Annotated in this window: 16 protein-coding genes; 10 read left to right on the top strand and 6 right to left on the bottom strand. The window is 52.8% G+C overall.

Annotated elements, in window-relative coordinates:
* Window positions 1-206 precede the first annotated feature (206 nt).
* The 7 genes from H8L47_RS11295 to H8L47_RS11325 all read left to right on the top strand — a co-directional run bounded on the left by H8L47_RS11295 (window position 207) and on the right by H8L47_RS11325 (window position 4,965).
* A complete protein-coding gene (locus H8L47_RS11295; protein ID WP_186953683.1) occupies window positions 207-905 on the top strand; it encodes a GntR family transcriptional regulator in 699 nt (232 codons plus the stop codon).
* Between the two features lie 28 nt (window positions 906-933).
* The gene (locus H8L47_RS11300; RefSeq protein WP_186953684.1) at window positions 934-1,452 is read left to right on the top strand and encodes an isochorismatase family protein; all 519 of its coding nucleotides are present in this window, start codon (window positions 934-936) and stop codon (window positions 1,450-1,452) included.
* Window positions 1,453-1,467: 15 nt separating this feature from the next.
* The gene (locus tag H8L47_RS11305) at window positions 1,468-2,613 is read left to right on the top strand and encodes a trans-sulfuration enzyme family protein (protein WP_186953685.1); all 1,146 of its coding nucleotides are present in this window, start codon (window positions 1,468-1,470) and stop codon (window positions 2,611-2,613) included.
* A complete protein-coding gene (locus H8L47_RS11310) occupies window positions 2,610-3,332 on the top strand; it encodes a hypothetical protein (RefSeq protein ID WP_186953686.1) in 723 nt (240 codons plus the stop codon). Before H8L47_RS11305 ends, H8L47_RS11310 begins: the two co-directional genes overlap by 4 nt.
* Window positions 3,333-3,539: 207 nt before the next feature.
* A complete protein-coding gene (locus H8L47_RS11315) occupies window positions 3,540-3,764 on the top strand; it encodes a hypothetical protein (protein ID WP_186953687.1) in 225 nt (74 codons plus the stop codon).
* Window positions 3,765-4,048: 284 nt separating this feature from the next.
* Window positions 4,049-4,246 (top strand): DUF4926 domain-containing protein, encoded by a 198-nt coding sequence (locus H8L47_RS11320; RefSeq protein WP_186953688.1) that lies wholly within the window; start codon window positions 4,049-4,051, stop codon window positions 4,244-4,246.
* 110 nt (window positions 4,247-4,356) lie between these two features.
* Window positions 4,357-4,965: a hypothetical protein gene (locus H8L47_RS11325; RefSeq protein ID WP_186953689.1), complete on the top strand. Its 609-nt coding sequence runs from the start codon at window positions 4,357-4,359 to the stop codon at window positions 4,963-4,965.
* A 326-nt stretch (window positions 4,966-5,291) separates the two neighbouring features.
* On the opposite strand, the gene H8L47_RS11330 is transcribed toward H8L47_RS11325, so the two are convergent.
* The 4 genes from H8L47_RS11330 to H8L47_RS11345 form a co-directional block, all read right to left on the bottom strand.
* Window positions 5,292-5,852, bottom strand: coding sequence for a hypothetical protein (locus H8L47_RS11330; protein WP_186953690.1), 561 nt, complete (start codon window positions 5,850-5,852; stop codon window positions 5,292-5,294).
* A 225-nt stretch (window positions 5,853-6,077) separates the two neighbouring features.
* Complete coding sequence (locus tag H8L47_RS11335; protein ID WP_186953691.1) at window positions 6,078-7,262, bottom strand: aminotransferase class V-fold PLP-dependent enzyme; 1,185 nt, start codon at window positions 7,260-7,262, stop codon at window positions 6,078-6,080.
* Window positions 7,259-7,726 (bottom strand): RidA family protein, encoded by a 468-nt coding sequence (locus H8L47_RS11340; protein WP_186953770.1) that lies wholly within the window; start codon window positions 7,724-7,726, stop codon window positions 7,259-7,261. The genes H8L47_RS11335 and H8L47_RS11340 overlap by 4 nt, the downstream gene beginning before the upstream one ends.
* A gap of 6 nt (window positions 7,727-7,732) precedes the next feature.
* Window positions 7,733-8,707: a quinone oxidoreductase family protein gene (locus H8L47_RS11345; RefSeq protein WP_186953692.1), complete on the bottom strand. Its 975-nt coding sequence runs from the start codon at window positions 8,705-8,707 to the stop codon at window positions 7,733-7,735.
* A gap of 97 nt (window positions 8,708-8,804) precedes the next feature.
* On the opposite strand from H8L47_RS11345, the gene H8L47_RS11350 reads away from it, so the two are divergent.
* The 3 genes from H8L47_RS11350 (at window position 8,805) to H8L47_RS11360 (ending at window position 10,908) form a co-directional block, all read left to right on the top strand.
* Entirely contained in the window at window positions 8,805-9,746 is a 942-nt protein-coding gene (locus tag H8L47_RS11350; protein ID WP_186953693.1) for a LysR family transcriptional regulator, read from the top strand.
* A gap of 123 nt (window positions 9,747-9,869) precedes the next feature.
* Window positions 9,870-10,553 (top strand): DUF3106 domain-containing protein, encoded by a 684-nt coding sequence (locus tag H8L47_RS11355; RefSeq protein ID WP_186953694.1) that lies wholly within the window; start codon window positions 9,870-9,872, stop codon window positions 10,551-10,553.
* A 46-nt stretch (window positions 10,554-10,599) separates the two neighbouring features.
* A complete protein-coding gene (locus H8L47_RS11360; RefSeq protein WP_186953695.1) occupies window positions 10,600-10,908 on the top strand; it encodes a hypothetical protein in 309 nt (102 codons plus the stop codon).
* Window positions 10,909-11,021: 113 nt separating this feature from the next.
* Here the strand turns inward: H8L47_RS11360 and H8L47_RS11365 are convergent, their stop codons facing one another.
* Together H8L47_RS11365 and H8L47_RS11370 are read right to left on the bottom strand one after the other, a co-directional pair.
* Complete coding sequence (locus tag H8L47_RS11365; protein ID WP_230413689.1) at window positions 11,022-11,474, bottom strand: cache domain-containing protein; 453 nt, start codon at window positions 11,472-11,474, stop codon at window positions 11,022-11,024.
* A gap of 152 nt (window positions 11,475-11,626) precedes the next feature.
* Entirely contained in the window at window positions 11,627-12,670 is a 1,044-nt protein-coding gene (locus H8L47_RS11370) for a pyridoxal-phosphate dependent enzyme (RefSeq protein ID WP_186953696.1), read from the bottom strand.
* Between the last annotated feature and the right edge of the window lie 51 nt (window positions 12,671-12,721).

A 12,721-nucleotide genomic window follows, 5' to 3' on the forward strand; every position in this document is an offset into this window, starting at 1 on the left:
TTGCGGCAAGAAGACGCGTGCTTACTTCCCTCACCCAAGCGTGAATATGAACATAGCAACAAGTTATCATTAAAGCACTTGTCATTTCACATAAACAACATATTTTTATGAAAGACAAATATTATTTCCTGTAATATATTACATATTGCTCTTCAGTACTTTTACCAGAACAACGCATTAGCAGTCATTCACAGCCAAAAACCAGCATGCCCATCCCAGCCAGCACAGCCCCCTTAACCCGCTCTCTTGCCCGAGAAGAGGTGTACCGCAATCTAAAGCAATGGATCATAGAATTGCAGCTCGCCCCTGGCGAGATACTGCGTGACCAGGAGCTGGCGACGCAGCTGGGGGTGTCGCGCACGCCCGTGCGTGAAGCCTTGCGGCAACTGGAGGATGAGGGTCTGGTCGTCACCAGTTTTCATAAATGGACCAAGGTCGCACCGTCCAACCTGGCCGATATTGCCCAGCTTTATCCAGTCGTCGCCGCATTGGAAGCCGCCGCGCTGGAACTCGCCTTGCCACATTTGACGCCTGCCGATTTGCAGGAGCTGGCTGCGAGCAATGACGCATTGGCAGCGGCGATTGCGGCGCAAGACCACCAGCTTGCCACGGCGCTGGATGCGGAATTCCATGCCATCATCGTTCGTGTCAGCATGAATCTGGAAATAGAAAAGATGCTGGCCAGCCTGCGCCCGCGCATACGCCGCATAGAACTGGCGCATTTTGGTGACCAGCGCATGGCACCGCAATCAGTTGCAGAACATGCGGCCATCATCGAGGCTTTGCGTGCTGGTGACAGCCAGGCTGCTGTGCAGCTCATCAAACAAAACTGGAGCCTGCCGCCAGATTTATTGCAACTGGCCACCAAGACCACGATGGACCCGGCCCCAGCCACCCTCACCTGACTAAGCTCATTTTTTGGAGACTTCCCTCATGTCATCTGCCCTGCTCATTATCGACTTCCAGAAAGCCGTCTTCACCGAGCCGCCCGCCTATCAGGCTGAACTGGTGCTGGCCCGCATCAGCGACCTCATCACCAGGGCGCGCAAGGCGGGCATGGCGGTCGTCTACGTACAGCATAATGAAGCAGGCACGGTATGGGAAAAAGACAGCGAGACCTGGCATTTCCCCATGGAGATTGCGCCGCAAGCTGACGACTATATCTGCCACAAGCAGCATAGCAGCGCCTTCCAGCAAACCGGTTTCCAGGCCGGGCTGGCAGAGCGTGGCATCGATGAAATCTATGTTTGCGGTTATGCCAGTGAATTTTGCCTGGACAGCGCGATACGCCAGGCCGCAGCCCTGGGCATCAAGACCAATGTAGTGGCCGATGCCCACACCACGCGCCAGCGCCCACACCTGGATGCGCCTACCATCAGCAACCACCATAACTGGGTGTGGAGCGAGATGGGCCAGATCAATGTCATCCCGGCGGCGCAATTGCCATTTTGAGACTGAGATAAAACCATGACTCATATCAGCAGCCAACTGGCACAGCCTGCCAGCGATATACCCGAAGGCTTTGCCTCATTGTCGCAAGGCGTGTTCCATGCATCGACCATCGTCTTCCCCGATGTCGCTTCCTTCCTGCACAGGCAGGAACAGGCGCATACCGGTTATAGCTATGGGCAAAACGGCACGCCTACCCATTATGCGCTGGCACATAAGCTGTCCGAACTGGAAGGCGGCGGTTACACCGCGTTGGTGCCCAGCGGCCTGGCGGCCATCGTGCTGGTCAACAGCATGCTGCTGGGTGCAGGTGACCATGTGCTGCTGCCAGACACCATCTATGGCCCCACCCTGACAGTCACGCAAACCCTGTTTGCCAAGTGGGGCGTGCGCCATACCATCTACCCCAATGATGTCGGTGCAGATATTGCCGATTTTTTTGAAGATACGACCAAGCTGGTCTGGACAGAAAGCCCTGCCTCCAACAGCATGGAAATGCAAGACATACCCGCCATCGTGGCTGCCGCCCATGCGCGCCAGATCAAGGTCGCCATCGACAATACCTGGGCCACCGCGCTGGGTTTCAGGGCGCTGGACTCGGGCGTGGATTTCAGCATACAGGCCCTAACGAAATACGTAGGTGGCCATTCTGATTTACTGATGGGCGCAGTCAGTACCCGCGATGAAGCCAGCCATCACGAACTGCGCAGGACTGCAGAATTGCTGGGCTATTACGTCGCCCCCGATGAATGCTTCCTGGCCCTGCGAGGCTTGCCAACACTAGCCTTGCGCATGGAAAGACAATACGCATCCGCATTGCGCATGGCAGAATTTTTGCAAAGCCATGCGGCGATAGACCAGCTACATTATCCGCCGCTGCCAGGCGATGCTTATCATCATTTGTGGAAACGTGATTTCAAGCTGGGCAATGGCCTGCTGTCTTTTACGCTCAAACAAAATGAGCTGTCCAACATAGAAAAATTTGTCGCGGCGCTGAAGCTATTCACTCTGGGCAATAGCTGGGGCGGCGTGCACAGCCTCATCGCCGTGGCACCACAGCGCGCCCCCAAAACCGGCTGGCTGCTGCGCCTGCATGTGGGGGTGGAACACGTGGATGATTTGCTGGAAGATGTGAGGACGGCGCTGGAAGCGTTGGAAATATGAAAATAATCGCATTCATACTCACCTTACTTGCATCCAACCTGGCACAGGCCACTGACTTCGCCGGACAATTGCAAGCCATGGGCTTTAGCCAGCAAACACGGGAAAAACCAGGCGGCATAAAGCTGGATCGCATTCATCTTCCCTTTTATGGCGTCAAAAGTGATAAAGGGCAGCTCGTTGTCAATCAGGGTCAACGTACGCCAAATGGCCTCAGCTTCTATATCGACAGCAAGCGATATCACTATGAAGCACGCGACAATGGCGAGTTTGGTGGCAAACTGATCGCTACCGATAAACAGGGAAAATCCTTCACTGTCATTAAAGAAAACATCAAGGGTTTCTTCAAACTGAACCAGCAAATTTTTGTACTTGCCGGACTTGCGCATCACCTTAGCGACAGTGGCCGTCTCTACCGCATTGATGAGAGTAGCGGCAAACCTGAGCTGGTGCTAATCACCCTGTTGACAGGCGCACCCGTCGATGTCGCTACAACGCAAGACCGCGTATATGTGCTGACAAGAAATGAATTGGAAGTAATCAGATTTTACAAGGATGAAGTTAGTTTGAGCATCATAGTTCACAATGCGCCGTGGTACTCTGTACCAGCCAATATCACCATGCATGATGAGGAATTCGCCATCGGCATGCATGCCGGTGTGGTGGTCGTTAACTATGATGAACTCAGAAAAATTGCTGACATACAGTATTTTTCTAAATAGTATTGAATAGCTGAGCACAGCGCCGCCAGTCGACTGCGGCGCATCATGCAGATTGCTTTCGCCAGATATGCTCTTGCAAAAAACAATTGCATCCTCAACTACGCAATATCGACACAGGTAAAAGAGTACACATCATGAACCATCATTACAGACAGTTCCTACTGATCCATAAAGCGGCAATCGGGCCGCCAGGATTGATGAGGAACAATGATGAAAGATCTCTCTCGCGCCCTACGCAGGCATCATGCTGCGCGGCTTAAAAAGAAACGTCAATACTATTTCTATCGCTGGCCAAAAAGACTCACCCTGGCCGAATTAGGCTCGGTGCTGAATACGGCAACAAGATGCAGCTGCTTCATGTGCGGCAATCCACGCAAGTATTTTAAGGAACGCAGCGTGCAGGAGAAACGCTGGATGCAGGTAGTAGAATAATAGAATGATGCACTTTGTAGGTACGATATAGCTCAGCGTAATCGTTCGCATGCAACAAGTAGCAGCTCAGCATTGCTGCTATTTACAGGTACGACATGCGTACGATTACGCGATGCTAATCGTACCTACGCGAGCTGCGGGGCATCCTACAAATTACAGACATTCGCCAACCATAGGAGCGATTACTGACTGCTAATCGCCCTTAATCGCTGGATGGATATTAGAGCCAGGATGAACAGTCTTAAAAATGACTACGATTTCGTTTGTAAATGGGGAAATTTATAATGAGTTTTGCACTTTTCGAAGTTGTTTTTTTGAACGAGAATTTATCTGATGAAGGTCTACTTGTGGGGACGAAAGGTACTGTAATTGACATTTACATACAGCCAAGTGAAGCATATGAAGTTGAATTTTGCGATAGTGCAGGAAGAACTATTGCAACCCTGGCTCTATTGCCGAATCAATTGAGGCTGAATGAATAAGAGCTGTTTCAGGCTCGATATTCATACATTTCAAACCCAGCGGGGGAAAACCATTCAGTGCTTTTGAGATGAACACGTTAAATAAACTAGTAAATTTGTTGACGCCATATGTGAAAGACAAAACACCTGTTGCCGAGTCAAAAATCTGGCAATTCGTACACGAGAAAAATATTTTCTTGCGCGAAGATCATTTGAATTTTTTGATGGAGTTCGGATTTGAGGTGCAGAATGGTCGGGTGCAAATCTTTAAGAACTATGGAGGAGATTTTGACTTCGAGCAATTTGCTAGAGTTTATACCCAAAATCATCCTGATATGGCTCTACCAAATGGATATACTTACTTTGGCTCCACTTTTGTTGGTGAGGCGTATTGCATTGAGCACGAGTCAGGAAAAATTTTTACTTATGACTCAGGTGAGAGATACGATTTGGTGCATGAAAGCATAGCTGGTTTTCTTTTAAATTGTTTTCTTATAAAAGACTATGAGTCTGCATTTGCCAATACGACAGCAAGACAAGATTTGGATTTGGAGTTTTTTACTAAATTTAGATCGACAAATGAAAATGGCAAAATAAATGAGGCAACACGCTTTGAAGATAGTAGTGGTCAAATCAATGTCGACTCTGAATTTTACTCAATTGATAGACAGTTAATTAAGTTGTTTTTGCCGAGAAGAGCTATGGTCACAATGAGTGGAGGTATTTTAGATCAGTTGTGAAATCGGGATCACTCGTTAGCCCTCGATAGTCATGTAGTCGAACCAAATACTCGGAACACTCCGAGATCATATTTGGACTACTGGCTTTTTCCAGCAGCTCGATGACGCCAGGGGCAACAGTAATTGAGGCTCAACATCTCTGCCATTTCCAGGCACAACATGCGTACGAATGTATGATTGCGCGATGCTAATCGTACCTACGACACTGAAGCCTCTGCACCATCTCAGTGTCTCAGTATCTCAGTATCTCTGTAGTGATATTTTTGCTCTTATTCAGTGATGACGTTACAAGTAACGGCCCCTACCTGGTATTGCCAGCGTTCAATTCATTCCGCAGACTCTTCCAAACGCTGCCGCATCAAAACCACAAAACTATCCAGCTCAGGCGCAGGCCCAGCGCCCAGATTGGCGTTGGTCGCCATGTCGTCTATCTCGCGCAAGACAGTGCCGCCGCCCATGGAGGTCTGGCCTAACACATAGTAGCGGATGTGCTCATTTCGTTTGTCGCGCACGACGCCGGAGAAATGCGGTGCTATCACCCAGGTGCCTGCGCTTTGCGTTATTTCCTTGACGGACTTGCCTGTCAGGTCCACCGCCACCGGCTGTGGATAGGCGAGTACCAGCAAGCTATGATTGGCATCAAGATCAAACTGGTGCCAGTGATATTGCCCGGCTTCATCTTGCAGGCTGGGGATGGAAAGTGATTTGCAGGCCAGGTGATAAAACAGAAAATGCGAAGTCTCGCTGGAACTTTCGACGATATCAAATAACTGCTTTGCCTGACGGAAAACGTAATGGGGCAGTATCTGGTAAGCAATGTTATAAGACAATTGCTCCAGGGAGGTGCGTGCAGGAGGTTTGCTTTTGAAAAAGTCCAACAGTCCCATGTTATTTTCCCGGAGTGTCGTTAAGAGGATTTCTCGCAAGATGGCGAGCGAGAAATTCAGTCAGGAGAGCCACTGGCTTAAGTCCGGGGCTTAAGCAAATGAAAACATAAGCGATGTTGTTTTGTCAACCATTCAAACGAATAAGAAACATAATTTCATCATGTTTCACATCGCCAATTCAGGTGCTGCATGCTGCGCATGATGGGTAGCACGCAGCACACAAAGTCAAGCCATGCTTTCCAGCGCCCGCGCCAGCTTTTCCACATCATCAAGAGTATTCAGATAAGAGAAAGATGCCCGCGCAATGCTGTGCAGGCCACGTGCCTGCATGTCCAGCGGCGTGTACGGTACGCCATTGGCACCGATATAAATGCGCTCTTGCGCCAGTTTGTTTTTAAGTGCCACCGCATCATGACCACGAAAATTGAAAGCGACGATGCCTGATTGCGCGCCCTCGCCCATGTCATGCAGGCTGATGGCGGGTATGCTGGCCAGCCTTGCGCGGCAGGCTTTTGCCAGCGCAGCGCTGACACTGCCGAGATTTTCCACGCCCAATGTCAGTGCGAGTTTGACGGATGCAGCAAGGCCCAGTTGCAGGGCCACGGCGGCTTCACTGGTTTCGAAGCGGCGGGCGCCCTGGCGTAACTGCACTTCGTCTGCTGCTATGGGGGCTGAGGATACATCGACCCAGGCAGGTTCCAGTTTATCGAGAAATGATTTGCTCACATACAGCAAGGCCGTGCCGCGTGGGCCGCGCAAGTGTTTGCGGCCTGCGCTTTTGAGCACATCGCATTGCAGTGCTTGCACATCAACAGGTACTTGGCCCAGGGCTTGCCCGGCATCGATGAGATAAGGCACGCCTGCTGCGGCAGTGACCTTGCCCACGGCAACTGCATCGTTGATGAGGCCGCCATTGGCGGGCAGCCAGGTTAGTGAAACCAGGCGCACGCGGCCGTCCATCATCTGCGCCAGTGCGGTGGCATTGACACTGCCATCGGCATGACAGGGGATGGTTTCTACCGTGGCACCGGCTGCCTGTGCTGCGCGCTGGTAGTTTGCCAGGTTACCGCCCCATTCTTGTCTGCCTACCAGTATGCGGTCGCCCTGCTGCAATCTCGGCATGGCGGCGAATGCACTGCCAAAGCCGCTGGAGCCTGAGGTCATGAGGGCGATTTCATCGCTGCGGGCATTGATGAGTCTGGCGGCATCTTCACGCAATGCTTGCAGTTTGTCGGCCACCAGCAAGGCCGCTTCCATGGGGCCGACCTGTGCTTCCAGATCAAGATGTTCATGGATGGCTTGCAAGGCAGCCTGTGGCAATAGCGAAGCACCGGCATGGTTCAGGTGCAGGCCCTTATCCAGACCCGGAGTTTGCGCACGCAATTGAGCAAGCTGTTCAGTGCTGATCATGCTGGCACCAGTTGCACTATCGCATCCACTTCAACGGCTGCACCCGTCGGCAGGCTGGATACCCCTATCGCCGTGCGTGCATGGCGGCCACGTTCACCGAGGGTGGCTACCATCAGGTCTGACGCGCCATTGGCGATGGCGCTATGGCTGTCAAAGTTTGGTGTTGCAGCAATGAAGACGCCCAGGCGCTGTACCTGGGCGATGCGTTCTACATCGCCACCAGTGACGGCATCGATGATGGCCAGCACACCGAGGGCGGCAATTTCTGCATCCTGTTTTGCGGCTTCCGGCGACAAGCCAGCGCCGACCACGCCAGCCTTGGCCGCACCGGGGCGGCCGATTTGTCCGGCGATGATGAGCAAATTACCTTGCAGGGTGTAGCTGAGATAATTGGCTGCCGGTGCCTTGACTGGTGGCAGGGTGTGGCCAAGTTCTTGCAGTTTTTGTGAGATGCTAGTCATGATGATTCTTTAGCTAAGTTGTGGATTAATCGAGAGCAAGAGCTTGCCTTGTGTGCCGCGCTCTGCCAGTGCAATATGGGCTTGGGCTACATCGGCCAAGGGATATTCTGCATGGATGCGCAAGCTGACCATGCCTGTGGCCAGATATTGAAATACCTTGCTGGCAGCTTCTTGCAATGCCTCAGCCGTGTTCAGATAATGCGGCAAGACCGGGCGCGTCAGGGTGATGCTCTTCTTCATGAGTTGCAAGACATCGACAGGATCAGGCTGGCCGCTGGCTGCACCAAACAGGATGACGTGGCCACAAGCGGCGACTAGTTCCAGGCTTTGCGTGAATGTGCTTTTACCGACAGAATCGAACACCACATCCACGCCACGCCCCTGGGTTTGATCAAGCACCTGGGCAAGCCACTTGCTACCATCATCATAGCGAACAGGCTGTACGCCAACACTGCGCAACCAGTCTGCCTTACTGGCAGACGAGGCCGTTCCAAACACCGTCAAGCCACGTGCCAGCAGTATTTGCACCAGCCAGCCGCCAACCCCACCAGCCGCGGCATGCACCAGCACGGCACCAGACCTGGGCAAACGCGCCACCTGATCGACCAGCATGATGGCAGTCAGGCCATGCTCGATTGCCGCGCAGGCATCACGCAGGCTGACCTCATCCGGCACGCGCATCAGATGGGCGACAGGCACCGCTACCTGGCTCGCATAACTGCCCTGTACACCGATGGTGTAAGCCACTCTGTCACCCACGCGCCAGCTACTGTCTGCCGGGGCCGAGGCAACGATGCCCGTACCTTCTATACCCATGGCCCAGGGCAGTTTGACGCCAGGGTAACGGCCTTCGCGCTGGTAGATATCCACAAAATTCACCCCCGCCCAGGCGGCATTGACGATGACTTCGCCAGTTGGGGCAGGCACTTCTTGCAGTTGTAACTGCTCTGGCCCGCCGAACTGATTGACGATGATTGCTTGCATTTGCTTTTTCCTGGATTGAACAATGCTGAAATTATTGTCGTAATATGTCAGGACAAAAAACGATACTTTCGCAATATGAGAGTGAGGAAAAATCAATATGCATGGCAAACTGCCGCCCCTGTTCACCCTGCAAGCCTTTGAGGCAGCCTCGCGCCTGGGCAGCTTTAGCCGTGCAGCAGAAGAATTGAGCCTGACGCCCGGTGCCATCAGCCGCCAGATACGCCAGCTGGAAGACTGGAGCGGCCTCACTCTGTTCAAGCGCCATGGCCCAAAGGTGAGCCTGACGGACGATGGCACCGCCCTGCTGACGCGCCTGGCCGGGCCTTTGTCTGCCCTGCACCAGGCCATTTACCCGCCAGCCGACACCACCCAGAAAACCCTGCACATAGCCACCCTGGCATCGATCGCCAAAGAATGGCTATTGCCGCGCCTGGGCAGCTTTAGTTCTGCCAATCCACATATCCGCCTGATCATTGATACCGACTATGCCCTGGTGCGCGCTGCACCGCGCGTGGCCATGGTGGCGATACGCCACGGCAGCCGCCAAAGCACAGACCAGATTTGCGAAACCCTGTTCACAGACCGGCTCATGGCCCTGACTTCTCCAGAACTCAAAGCGAAGCTGGGCACCGATCCCACATCCTGGCCCGCCAGCGCCATGCTGCAACACCTGTCGCTGGACCCGGCAGCATGGCTTGCATCCGCAGACATGCCAGAAGACTTTACACTGCAAGGCCAAGCCTTTAACGATGCCGACGTGCTGCTCGAAGCAGCCCAGCTTGGCCAGGGCATTGCCCTTGGCCGCCTCTCCATCGCCTGGCGGCGCTTGCAGGCGGGCAGCCTGGTCCTGGCCTGCGACACCATTTGCCCAACGCCACGCGACAACCTCCTGATCTTGCGAGAAGATAGCGCCAGCTTGCCCGAAGTACATGCCTTTACCACCTGGCTGCGCGAACAGGCAGGTGCATGGCAGCTGGAAGTGGATGCATTTGATAAGTATCAACGCAAGAACAAAGACATTGGCCCATCTGGAAATTAAATACCTGCATGGAACTGGTGGGCACAAGGGCCTGATACAAGATGTTTCTTGGTCATTTCACTGACGAAAACGCAAATGAAGACTAAAATGTAGTCTACGCAGTCTTTCAGTGAGAGTGGCTACATGAAACCCGTCAGCAAGACCCCAGAATTAGCAAGCACAAGCGCAATCGTTGGAATACTAGGCATCGCGACTTTAGCCGGGCTACTGTATGTCACGATTACCGATACCACTCACACTGCAGCCCCCATCAAACTGACACAGGCCAGCACCAAACTTGCAGGCAACACACCGGCGTCTGGCAAAGCTGGCTGGAATCAATTAAATCCTGCACAGCAAAAAGCCTTGCTGCCCCTGCAATTGCAATGGGACAAGCTCGATGAAAAGGATAAAGCGAAATGGCTGAAAATTGCCAACCGCTATGCCAGCCTGGCACCTGAAGAACAAAAACGCTTTCATAAGCGCATGGAATCATGGGCGCAACTCAGCCCCGAACAAAAACAAATCGCCCGCCTGAATTATTCCCAGGCAAAGAAACTCGAAGCCACACAAAAATCCAAACAGTGGGAGGCCTACCAGCAACTACCCGCAGAACAAAAGCAATTGTTGGCCAGCGGCGTGCCACCTCAATTCGCCAAAGTACCATCACCCAAGCCACTGGCTGACACCATCAATACGGCACTGGAAAGTAACCCAGCATCAGCATCCGTCAATGAACAAAGCGCCGCATCTGCCAGCATAGGAGCTGACCAGGATGCCCGGAGTACGCCGGGTTTTCAGGCTGATTTGACTGGGGTGGGGAAGTAAGGTTTTCACGACGTTCTTATGAATTTTTCAGCGCCATGTTAGCGAGATGGGTGGCAATGGCATTGAGCAAACCAGTCACCCAACAACAATTTTCTACATGGAGAGTGTCTGTGCAAAATTACAAATTGATTTTTCCAATTTTTCTTTTGACCTTAAGTCAAATCGTATCAGGAGAAACTATGCTGGAAAAGATAAGTTAAAAAGCAGTGAACCTTTTAAGAAAAACATTCGCCTTATCGATGCAAAACAAAATGCTGAAGCAACTGCCGTTGTAGCTGCGCGCGGGATACCAGGCAAATCTCAGTGTGATCTGAAACAGCAATCGATTCAATTCGAGTTGTCACGACTAAAATGATCTTCACATCGGATAACGTTTGATGGCGAGGTCGCACAGGTGCGATTAGCTGTATTAGTTTTGATATTTTCCGGCTTGATATTTGGCGAGGATGATACCTATTTCGGGCTACCTCAATTGCCCTTATAAATCCCCGCTTCCAAGGTGTACTCGCCACTGCGCACGTAGTAGGTGGATTTGTTTTCCAGTTGTTTGGTGACAGGATTATTGTAGCGATAATCAACCCAGCCTTTGCCCTTGGCTTTTGCGCCTTCGACAATTTCTTTGCGGAAGAATTTGCCGTCAGCATCGGGCAAGACTATCATGTTTTTTCCTATCAATTTGGGATTGATAGGATGCGCCAGGGTGGTGCCATCGAGGCTACGCACGACGAGGTAAAGGTCGCCTTTGACGAATTCAGGGTTTTTGTTATTCACTTCTTTGATGAGTGCTTCAACACTGTTTTTCTTGACGTAGGCCAGACCTTTTTCAACCATGTCTATGGCGTCAGCCGGGCTGTCAGCATAAGCATTCGGGAAAATCATGGCACTTAACAGTGCCAGAGAGATCATTGCAAATCGCTTCATGATGTCTCCCGATGTGATAATGTTTCCTCAGTATATGCAAGGAGCATAGCTGAGACAAGATAAATTGCTGGCTTGCCTGTCGGTAGTGTGTATTGTCTTCAGGGATGCTGAAACGATACCGTTCGCCGGAAGGCATGGCTTAGCATGCCAAATCATTCAAGTGCTGACAGCGCACCTTCCGTCACTACCAGCAACACGCAACTATCACCATCGATCCCATGTTCTGCTCTTAATGCAGGGTCTGCTGCGACATGCAGTAAACCCGCCAGGCCAGCACAGCCGGATGCGGTGCTGGCTGGGCCGCCGTAGGTTTGCATGATGCTGATGGCAGCCTGTAATTGCGCTTCGCTGACGCTGATGGCGCTGGCCTGGTGTTGCAGCAAAATCGCCAGTGCCGGGGCAGACGCCAGGCCGCAGGAGAGCATCTGGGCGCTAGTATCCAGGTCACCAGTGACATTGATCGGGCTGCCTGCTTGCAGGGCCAGGGAGACACAGGCGGCTGATGCAGGTTCGACGGCGATGATGCGGCGTGGGTCGCACATGCCGCCGCGCAAGCCCTGCGCCATCGCGGCGGCCAGGCCACCAACGCCTGCCTGGATGAAAAGGTGGCTGGGCCGCTGCGCCAGCTCTGTCGGCAATTGCTGTTGCAATTCTGTACAGATCAGGCCATAACCATCCATGACGTCCTGCACAACGATGTCATGCGGGTCTGCCGATGTGTCTGCCACCAGCAAGCCTGCGCCGCTACTGGCGGCGGCTGCGGCTTGCAAGACCGCTTCATCATAGCTGCCCTTGATCCAGACGACTTCACCACCCAGATGCTGTATGCGCTCTGCCCTGGTTGCTGCCACGCCCTCTGGCAAGTAGATGATGGCTTTTGTGCCTGCGCGTTTGGCTGCGGCTGTGACTGCCAGGCCGTGGTTACCATCGCTGGCGCAAATGAGTCGGGGTAGCCTGGTGGCTGTTTGGAGTTCTTCCAGCGTCGCTTTGCCTGTGGCGCGGGCCAGTGCGCGCAAGGCCGCGACCATGCCGCCCAGTACCTTGAAATTACCTAGCGGGCGCTGGTTTTCTGCCTTGACCAGAACGCGCCGGACTCTGGCCGCGGCAGCCATTTGTGGCAAGTCCAGCAAGTCTGTGGCCTGATAAGCATTCAGCAGGTCGGATGCCTGTATATGGTGTAGTGATGTGGTTTTCATCTGCACAGATTACCGTTTCGCCAAAAATCTACGCCGCAAAGATGGTGAGAA

Source organism: Undibacterium umbellatum (assembly GCF_014284125.1).
GTDB classification, from domain to species: Bacteria; Pseudomonadota; Gammaproteobacteria; order Burkholderiales; family Burkholderiaceae_D; genus Undibacterium; species Undibacterium umbellatum.

What these genes read in the sequence shown, in the direction of transcription:
- H8L47_RS11295 (WP_186953683.1), top strand. Translation starts at nt 207, where the DNA reads ATGCCCATCCCAGCCAGCACAGCCCCCTTAACCCGCTCTCTTGCCCGA.
- H8L47_RS11300 (WP_186953684.1), top strand. Translation starts at nt 934, where the DNA reads ATGTCATCTGCCCTGCTCATTATCGACTTCCAGAAAGCCGTCTTCACC.
- H8L47_RS11305 (WP_186953685.1), top strand. Translation starts at nt 1,468, where the DNA reads ATGACTCATATCAGCAGCCAACTGGCACAGCCTGCCAGCGATATACCC.
- H8L47_RS11310 (WP_186953686.1), top strand. Translation starts at nt 2,610, where the DNA reads ATGAAAATAATCGCATTCATACTCACCTTACTTGCATCCAACCTGGCA.
- H8L47_RS11315 (WP_186953687.1), top strand. Translation starts at nt 3,540, where the DNA reads ATGATGAAAGATCTCTCTCGCGCCCTACGCAGGCATCATGCTGCGCGG.
- H8L47_RS11320 (WP_186953688.1), top strand. Translation starts at nt 4,049, where the DNA reads ATGAGTTTTGCACTTTTCGAAGTTGTTTTTTTGAACGAGAATTTATCT.
- H8L47_RS11330 (WP_186953690.1), bottom strand. Translation starts at nt 5,852, where the DNA reads ATGGGACTGTTGGACTTTTTCAAAAGCAAACCTCCTGCACGCACCTCC.
- H8L47_RS11335 (WP_186953691.1), bottom strand. Translation starts at nt 7,262, where the DNA reads ATGATCAGCACTGAACAGCTTGCTCAATTGCGTGCGCAAACTCCGGGT.
- H8L47_RS11345 (WP_186953692.1), bottom strand. Translation starts at nt 8,707, where the DNA reads ATGCAAGCAATCATCGTCAATCAGTTCGGCGGGCCAGAGCAGTTACAA.
- H8L47_RS11350 (WP_186953693.1), top strand. Translation starts at nt 8,805, where the DNA reads ATGCATGGCAAACTGCCGCCCCTGTTCACCCTGCAAGCCTTTGAGGCA.
- H8L47_RS11355 (WP_186953694.1), top strand. Translation starts at nt 9,870, where the DNA reads ATGAAACCCGTCAGCAAGACCCCAGAATTAGCAAGCACAAGCGCAATC.
- H8L47_RS11360 (WP_186953695.1), top strand. Translation starts at nt 10,600, where the DNA reads ATGGGTGGCAATGGCATTGAGCAAACCAGTCACCCAACAACAATTTTC.
- H8L47_RS11365 (WP_230413689.1), bottom strand. Translation starts at nt 11,474, where the DNA reads ATGAAGCGATTTGCAATGATCTCTCTGGCACTGTTAAGTGCCATGATT.
- H8L47_RS11370 (WP_186953696.1), bottom strand. Translation starts at nt 12,670, where the DNA reads ATGAAAACCACATCACTACACCATATACAGGCATCCGACCTGCTGAAT.